The organism is uncultured Winogradskyella sp., from assembly GCF_963975125.1.
In the GTDB taxonomy this organism is placed as follows: Bacteria; Bacteroidota; Bacteroidia; order Flavobacteriales; family Flavobacteriaceae; genus Winogradskyella.
Map to the genome: position 1 here is coordinate 20,199 of NZ_CAXBGB010000040.1, position 7,586 is coordinate 27,784.

Sequence of the window (7,586 nt, forward strand, 5' to 3'; positions counted from 1 at the left end):
TTGCGAGGAATGAAAAGACGTAGCAATCTCATAAATTGAAATAAAAGTTATTAATTAAAAGATTCCTGACTTCACAGGAAATAGATATGGATTTACAACTAAACAACAAATACGCATTAGTTTGCGGAAGCACAGCAGGAATAGGCAAAGCAACAGCATTAGCCTTAGCCGAAGAAGGAGTTATTGTAACCCTAATTGCTAGAAACGAAGACAAGTTAAAAGCGACGCTTGCTGAATTACCTCAACAAAGAAATCACGATTATATTGTTGCCGATTTTTCAGATCCAACGGAATTGAAAGCGAAAGTAAGCGACTATATTTCTAAACATCATGGCTTTCATATTTTAGTCAATAATACAGGTGGACCAAAAGGTGGACCCGTTTTTTCTGCTGATGTAGAAGAGTTTGAAGATGCTTTTACACAGCATTTAAAATGTAATCATGTGCTAGCTCAAGCTACTGTTCCATTTATGAAAAGTGAAAGTTATGGTCGTATTATTAATGTCATTTCAACTTCTGTTAAACAACCTTTAGACGGACTAGGAGTTAGCAATACCATTCGTGGAGCTGTTGCAAATTGGAGTAAAACCTTAGCTAACGAACTTGGTCAATTTGGTATCACAGTAAACAATGTGCTTCCAGGTGCCACAGGAACGGAGCGATTAACTGAAATCATTAAAAACAAATCTGAAAAAGCAGGAAACACAGAAGAAGAAGCTGCTAACGCTATGAGAAGTGCTGTACCTGCTAAACGTTTTGCTAAACCAGAAGAATTAGCAGATGCCATAACATTTTTAGCAAGTGAACGTGCGAGTTATATTAACGGAATTAATCTTCCTGTTGATGGTGGGCGCACAAAAAGTTTGTAACTTTATACAAGAATTGAATTTGTCATTACGAGGAACAAAGTGACGCGGTAATCTCTTCCTTTTGAAATAGAATGCCACGTAAATAAAAATTTGCTTCGCAATAACACAAAAAAAATATATCATGAGTAAAATATTTCCTCCTATAAATTTTAAAGCTTGGATTGAAAAAAATCGTCATTTATTAAAACCACCTGTTGGGAATAAAGTGGTATGGAAAGATGGAGACTTTATTGTTATGGTTGTCGGTGGACCAAATAGCCGAAAGGATTATCACTATAATGAAACACCAGAGTTTTTCTATCAGGTTGAAGGTGATATTACTTTAAAAATTATAGATAAAGGCACGCCAAAAGACATACATATTAAAGAAGGGGAAATCTTCTTATTACCTCCTAAAGTACCGCATTCACCTCAACGCGGAGCTAATACTGTTGGCTTGGTTATAGAGTACCCAAGAGAAGAAGGTGTTAAAGATGCATTGCTTTGGTTCTGCGAAAACTGTACTACTAAATTGTATGAAGAGGATTTTACATTAGACAATATTGAAACTGATATGCCTGCTATTTTTGACAAATATTATGGCGATAATGATAAACGCAGTTGCCCTAATTGTGGTCAAGTAATGCAACCGCCAAAAAAAGTTCAAATTGATGACTAAACGCAAACTAAGAATTAACGGTCACTCTCACTTACTTCCTTATCCTGAGGATATTCCTCAGTTTATGAAGGATAAAGGCATCTTTTGGGTAGATAAAGACCGTAAGTTTATGCTTCAAAAAGATTGGAATAGACCAATCACAGACTCTAGTTTTTTCTTGGATGAAAAGTTAGCTTGGATGGAAAATTTTAAAATAGACCATGCTGTCGTTTTAAACCTGTCTCAACTTTACGGTAATGGATTGCGTGTTGAGGAAATGAAACAGGCTTTGCGCTTTCAAAATGATTTTAATGCTAAAGTTCAGCATGAAAACCCAAGTAAATTTACTTGTGGGTTTGTTGTACATCCAGGATTTGTTCGTGGCGCGTGTTGGGAAATTGAGCGCTGTGTCGAAGAATTGGGCTTACAACTCTTATGCCTTCCAACGCATTATATGGATACTATTGGTACTTGGCGATGCATTTTTGATGAAGAAAATGAACCTATTTTTGAATTGGCTAACAAGTATAATCTCGCTGTAGAAATTCACCCTTACGATGGTGAAAAATTTATAAAATTAGAAAACACATCTTGGCGTTTTCATTTGATTTGGATGTTAGCGCAATGTGCAGATGCTTATCACTTTTTAACCTTAAATGGATTCCAAGACAAATTCCCCAATATGCGTACATGTTTTGCTCACGGAGGTCAATTGGCTCAAATTAATTTAGGAAGACGTATTCAAGGGTTTGATGGACGTCCAGATTTGTTTGAAGGCAAAAGCCATCCGAGAAAGGCTGTTGGTCATAAAAACATATTCTTTGACACACTTGTACATGATACTGGTGGGTTAGATCTACTTATTAAGAATCAAGGCTCTAAACAAGTCCTAATGGGATTAGATGACCCTTATCCTCTTGGAGAAATGGAGAGCGAAAAACAATCTTCTTATCCTGGTAAAATTTTAGACCTTGCTATAGAGCAGGATATTATTACAGAATCACAACGCGATGCCATTTGGGAAGATAATGTTGTACAATGGTTGTGTGGAGATGACGAAGCAGCAAAGCAAAAACTTATAAATCGTATTCTTAGCTAATGTATTTTTTACCAGAAAAATTGGATGATTATGTTGTTGCACATTCTGAACAAGAACCAAAGTTATTACAACAATTAACTCGAGAAACTTATCAGAAAGTACTACAACCCATTATGCTTAGTGGCTCATATCAAGGAAGAGTACTAAGTATAGTATCAAAATTAATAAACCCTAAATCTATTCTAGAAATAGGCACCTTTACTGGTTATTCTACATTATGCTTAGCAGAAGGGTTACAAAATGATGGAGAACTACACACTATAGATATTAATGAAGAGTTAACTGATTTTCAACGTAAGTATTTTGACAAATCAAATTTTGGTCATCAAATAATTCAACATACAGGAAGTGCTCTAGATATTATACCACAATTAAATTTTACTTTTGATTTAGTTTTTATCGATGCAGATAAACCTAATTATTGCAATTATTTTCATTCAATTATCGATAAATTGAATAAAGGAGGGATTATACTTTCGGACAATGTATTATGGCATGGAAAAGTGGTTGAACCCTTGGAACCAAAAGACAAATCTACCAAGGCCGTTTTAGATTACAACACTTTGCTTAAATATGACGAACGTATTGAAACCGTAATGTTACCGATCAGAGATGGATTAACTATTAGTAGGAAAAGGTAAACTAAAGTTTTCTTTTTACAGAGCCTGTAAAATCACTTAGGTCGTCTTTAATTTTAGTTATTTCTTCTTGGATATCCTTGGCAACATCTGTATCTATGATATTATTTTCCTTTGCACTTTTAGTTACTTCGTGTTTAATATCATTGGTTGCATCTCTTAAAGTCCGCATACCTTTACCCATACCTCTTGCAATTTCTGGTAGTTTATCGGCACCAAATACCAATACCACTATAAATAGTACAAATACGATTTCTGTGCCTCCTATGAATAATAATATTGCTTGTTGTATCACATTGCAAATATAGAGTGACTTTATGTAATAAAAAAAAACCGACTGGTTAAAGTCGGCTTAATAGTATAGAATTAACTATTTAATTTTTTACTTTATTCTTAAACTTATCGAAATCACTGTCTTTAACTTCTTTTGGCCAAGAATTATTTGAAGTATCTACATCTGCAGTTTCTAAATCTGGATCTACCGTAATAGACACAATCTCCTTTTCACTAGCAACAGCTCTACTTACTTCATTATCATTAAATCTCCAGATTTGCGCTGGATAAGTAACTTTCTCTTTAGAACCATCGGCATATTCATATTGCACAATAAGAGGCATTACTAAACCACCTGGCTTATTAAAAGTAACCTGATAGAAATATTTCGGAGCATTTTTCATTGCTTTTTGCTCTTCAGGCGTGAAGTTATCCATGATGTATTCTTTTACAGTAGGAATATCGTCAATTGATGCAGCAGTTTTCATTGCCTCATCATAACCTTCGGTACCCTCTTCAACAAAATATACTAAGTCATTCGGATCCATGTTGTAACGATCTGCCAATCTTTTTCCATTATCATTTGGGTTGGCAGTTACGGCAAATTTCTTTACTTCTTTTACACCAATATCCGTATAATCAGTTGTATAGAACCAACCTCTCCAAAACCAATCTAGGTCTATTGCAGAAGCATCTTCCATCGTACGGAAAAAATCTTCTGGTGTTGGGTGCTTAAACATCCAACGGTGAGCATACTCTCTAAATGAATAATCAAAAAGGTCGCGACCCATAATCGTTTCTCTTAACATGTTTAACCCTGTAGCTGGCTTACTATAAGCGTTGCTACCAAACTGATAGGTATTTAAACCTTTGGTCATAATTGGCGCAATAAAATCTTGATTACCTCCCATGTATCTTACAATATTTTTAGCAGGTCCTCTACGTGATGGATAAGCATTATGTATTGAAGATAAAGCAGTAGGATTCCACTCTCCAAAATCTTGTTCTGCAACATACTGAACAAATGTATTTAAACCCTCGTCCATCCATGTCCATTGACGCTCATCACTATTTACAATCATTGGGAAGAAATTATGACCAACTTCATGTATGATTACACTTATCATTCCGTATTTAGTTCTGTCAGAATACTTTCCTTCTTTATCTGGGCGACCAAAATTATAACAAATCATAGGGTATTCCATTCCCATTGGTGCATGTACAGAAATTGCTTTATGATATGGATAATCAAAGGTCATACGAGAATAAGACTTTAAAGTACTAGCAACAGTTCTTGTTGACCATTGCTCCCATAATGGATTTCCTTCTTTAGAATATAATGATACTGCCATTACATCTTTGTCACCAATTTTAACAGCCATCATATCCCATAAAAATTTACGTGATGTTGCAAAACCAAAATCACGAACCATCTGAGCAGAAAGTTTCCAAGTTTTTTTCTTATTACTTTTAGACTTCTCTGTTTTTTCGGCTTCAGCCTGTGTCACAATCATAACAGGTTTATCATAAGATTTTTTTGCTTGATTGAAACGCTTCATCATATCTTTAGTAAACACATCTTCTCTGTTAACTAAATAACCTGTCCCGTCAAGAATATGATCTGCAGGAACCGTAATATTTACATCAAAATCACCAAATGGTAATGCAAACTCGTCGCGTCCCCAAAATTGTGAATTTTGCCACCCTTCTGTATCGTTATAAACAGCCATACGAGGGTAAAACTGAGCCATAACATAGATTTTATTGTCATTCTCTTCGAAATACTCGTAACCAGAGCGTCCACCATCTTTAACGTGATCATTAATTTTGTACCACCATTTTATTTTAAAAGAAAACTTATCTCCTGTCTTCATTACTGCTGGTAACTCAACACGCATCATCGTACGATTAATCATGTGAGCTAAATCTTTACCATTAACATCCTTAACATGTTCTATGTTAAAACCACCGTCAAAGCGTTCTTTTAAATAAGATTTAACTGCTCTCGCAGATGTTGTTGCAGGTGACACTCCTGAACCACTTATTAATGGAGTCTTAGAATCTTTAGCACGCATATTTTGATCTAACTGTACCCAAAGATATTTTAACTCGTCTGGAGAATTATTAGTGTAAGTAATAGTTTCGTTACCATATAATTTTGCATTTACATCATCGATTTCGATATCCATTTTGTAATCTGCTTGTTGTTGGTAATATGCTGGGCCAGGTGCACCAGAACCTGTTCTAAACATGTTAGGCGTTGCAAATTCATCGTATAACTGTTTGAATTTGTTCTGGTTAGTATGCCCAGGTTTACGCTTTGGCTTTATTTCGTTTTGTGCAAATGTGCTCGCAGAAACAAAAAGAAAGGAGCATAAGAAATACTTTAAAATTTTCATATAAATATTAGTGTTATTAAAAAATGATGCCTAATGTAGCTATTTAAGATGTCTTTAACAGATTTTTAATCAAAGTTTAACACGAAACTGTCTTTGTCTGGAAGCAATAAAAAACTCTTGTTTTTATTTAAGAGTTTCAATCTCACAATGTTCTGCTGCTCTGGAAAAATATCGAACAAAATTCTATTGGTAACCTCTAATGATTTTATTTCTGAGACATTTTCAATTTCGAGGTAGCAGTAGGTGATATCATCCTTGTATTCTTTTCCAATAAATTTGAAGCTTACAGAAGCTCCATTTACATTGATTTTTAACTTATCTGATAAATATCGTTGCATATAAGTTTCTACTACTTCTGATTCATTTTCAGTATCAAGAGTAATACTCTCATCATAACGTTGACGTAATAACTTTTCAAAATCATTTATAAAAATCTGATTTATAATTTGAAGCGATTGTTGCGCCTTAACGTATTCAATTTTTGTGACACTAACGTAATAATCGTGTTTTGTACTACTAGAGACAAGTACAGGAACTATTAAAAAAGCTAATATAAGTTGTAATGATTTCATGCTTAATTTATGGTTTTTAAGTTAAATCCAAAAAGTATTCCAAAGTTAATCTTTAGTAACGGATTCTCTATTTTTCTTGTATGCTTTTAACTTAGATTGCAAAAACTCAATAGATTTTAGATCATTATTCACATCGCACAAATCTTTAAAACCTTCATCTTCTTGACAAAAATAGAAATATTCATTTTTTAGATTATTTGCTAAACTATCTATTTTAAAAATGGCCTCTTCATAGTCTCGCCTTAAGCGTTTAATACATCTTTCCTTATCGTCTAATGCGACTATTTCTTTCAATTTTTTGGTTCTACCACTTATTTTATTTAGTAGTTTATGCAAATTAACACCAGCACCAAATCCAATATATCCAATTGGGCCAGCATCTGCATCATGAAGTTTCCGTTCGTTCTGTGTCAATGGTTTACCTGTATAACCTGGAATGCCTAAATCATAAAAATTAATCTCTGTTTTTGCATCAGAATTTTCTAAATCAGACTGTAAGCTTCCTGTTAAAATCTTACCAACAACAACTTCATCTAACTCATTAATTTTTTCTACTAATTGGATACTAAAACTACCTAAATCTATTATAGTTTGCGTTATTATAAACTCTCTGACTTGGTATTTTAGACCCGAAATAAATAGTGTATCGGACGCTTTTGCCAAAATAATAAAGCTACCATCTTCGTTAGATATTGTATATTTAGATGCTGTTTTATTTAGGATATGGATACCTTCTACCTCGTCATCTGCAATAAGTTTACCATCGAGGTCTTTAGTTTGAGCTTGAGAACAAAAACACAAAAGAAAAAGTGCAAAAAAAAATGTGGTTTTAGTTTTCTTCATTAAAGTTGGTTTTGAATGCTTTTAATTTATCTAAAAGAAAACCAACAGCATTCAATTTATTTTCATCTTCGCATACAGACTTAAATTGATTGTCCTCTAAACAAAATTGAAAAAATTCTTCTTTATAATCTTTAGAAATAATTATAGCCTCAAAAATAGTTTTTGAATATTCTGCTTTTAATTGATTTAAACACTTTTCTTTAAACTCTGTTTCTATTCTTTCCTTGTATTCATTAGTATCACCATTAATTCTATT

9 protein-coding genes are annotated in these 7,586 nt (G+C 33.6%); 4 read left to right on the plus strand and 5 right to left on the minus strand.

The genetic code is table 11. The features are described 5' to 3' along the window. Positions 1 to 86 precede the first annotated feature (86 nt). The 4 genes from AAC053_RS07595 (at position 87) to AAC053_RS07610 (ending at position 3,246) form a co-directional block, all read left to right on the plus strand. Entirely contained in the window at positions 87 to 869 is a 783-nt protein-coding gene (locus AAC053_RS07595) for an SDR family oxidoreductase (protein ID WP_339754870.1), read from the plus strand. 121 nt (positions 870 to 990) lie between these two features. Continuing rightward, a complete protein-coding gene (locus AAC053_RS07600; protein WP_339754874.1) occupies positions 991 to 1,527 on the plus strand; it encodes a 3-hydroxyanthranilate 3,4-dioxygenase in 537 nt (178 codons plus the stop codon). Continuing rightward, the gene (locus AAC053_RS07605; protein WP_339754877.1) at positions 1,520 to 2,605 is read left to right on the plus strand and encodes an amidohydrolase family protein; all 1,086 of its coding nucleotides are present in this window, start codon (positions 1,520 to 1,522) and stop codon (positions 2,603 to 2,605) included. The genes AAC053_RS07600 and AAC053_RS07605 overlap by 8 nt, the downstream gene beginning before the upstream one ends. After that, positions 2,605 to 3,246: an O-methyltransferase gene (locus AAC053_RS07610; RefSeq protein WP_339754879.1), complete on the plus strand. Its 642-nt coding sequence runs from the start codon at positions 2,605 to 2,607 to the stop codon at positions 3,244 to 3,246. The genes AAC053_RS07605 and AAC053_RS07610 overlap by 1 nt, the downstream gene beginning before the upstream one ends. A gap of 1 nt (position 3,247) precedes the next feature. On the opposite strand, the gene AAC053_RS07615 is transcribed toward AAC053_RS07610, so the two are convergent. The 5 genes from AAC053_RS07615 to AAC053_RS07635 form a co-directional block, all read right to left on the minus strand. Beyond that, positions 3,248 to 3,538 (minus strand): twin-arginine translocase TatA/TatE family subunit, encoded by a 291-nt coding sequence (locus AAC053_RS07615; protein ID WP_339754881.1) that lies wholly within the window; start codon positions 3,536 to 3,538, stop codon positions 3,248 to 3,250. Between the two features lie 79 nt (positions 3,539 to 3,617). Beyond that, entirely contained in the window at positions 3,618 to 5,915 is a 2,298-nt protein-coding gene (locus tag AAC053_RS07620; protein WP_339754884.1) for a M1 family metallopeptidase, read from the minus strand. 65 nt (positions 5,916 to 5,980) lie between these two features. Beyond that, the gene (locus AAC053_RS07625) at positions 5,981 to 6,487 is read right to left on the minus strand and encodes a DUF6702 family protein (protein ID WP_339754887.1); all 507 of its coding nucleotides are present in this window, start codon (positions 6,485 to 6,487) and stop codon (positions 5,981 to 5,983) included. Between the two features lie 45 nt (positions 6,488 to 6,532). Continuing rightward, complete coding sequence (locus tag AAC053_RS07630; protein WP_339754889.1) at positions 6,533 to 7,330, minus strand: hypothetical protein; 798 nt, start codon at positions 7,328 to 7,330, stop codon at positions 6,533 to 6,535. Beyond that, a partial coding sequence (locus AAC053_RS07635) for a hypothetical protein (RefSeq protein ID WP_339754892.1) occupies positions 7,317 to 7,586 on the minus strand: 270 nt, incomplete at its 5' end. The genes AAC053_RS07635 and AAC053_RS07630, both read right to left, overlap by 14 nt.

Bases quoted from the DNA above. Each gene is read 5' to 3' on its own strand.
- AAC053_RS07600 (WP_339754874.1), top strand. From the start codon at position 991: ATGAGTAAAATATTTCCTCCTATAAATTTTAAAGCTTGGATTGAAAAA.
- AAC053_RS07605 (WP_339754877.1), top strand. From the start codon at position 1,520: ATGACTAAACGCAAACTAAGAATTAACGGTCACTCTCACTTACTTCCT.
- AAC053_RS07625 (WP_339754887.1), bottom strand. From the start codon at position 6,487: ATGAAATCATTACAACTTATATTAGCTTTTTTAATAGTTCCTGTACTT.
- AAC053_RS07595 (WP_339754870.1), top strand. From the start codon at position 87: ATGGATTTACAACTAAACAACAAATACGCATTAGTTTGCGGAAGCACA.
- AAC053_RS07620 (WP_339754884.1), bottom strand. From the start codon at position 5,915: ATGAAAATTTTAAAGTATTTCTTATGCTCCTTTCTTTTTGTTTCTGCG.
- AAC053_RS07630 (WP_339754889.1), bottom strand. From the start codon at position 7,330: ATGAAGAAAACTAAAACCACATTTTTTTTTGCACTTTTTCTTTTGTGT.
- AAC053_RS07610 (WP_339754879.1), top strand. From the start codon at position 2,605: ATGTATTTTTTACCAGAAAAATTGGATGATTATGTTGTTGCACATTCT.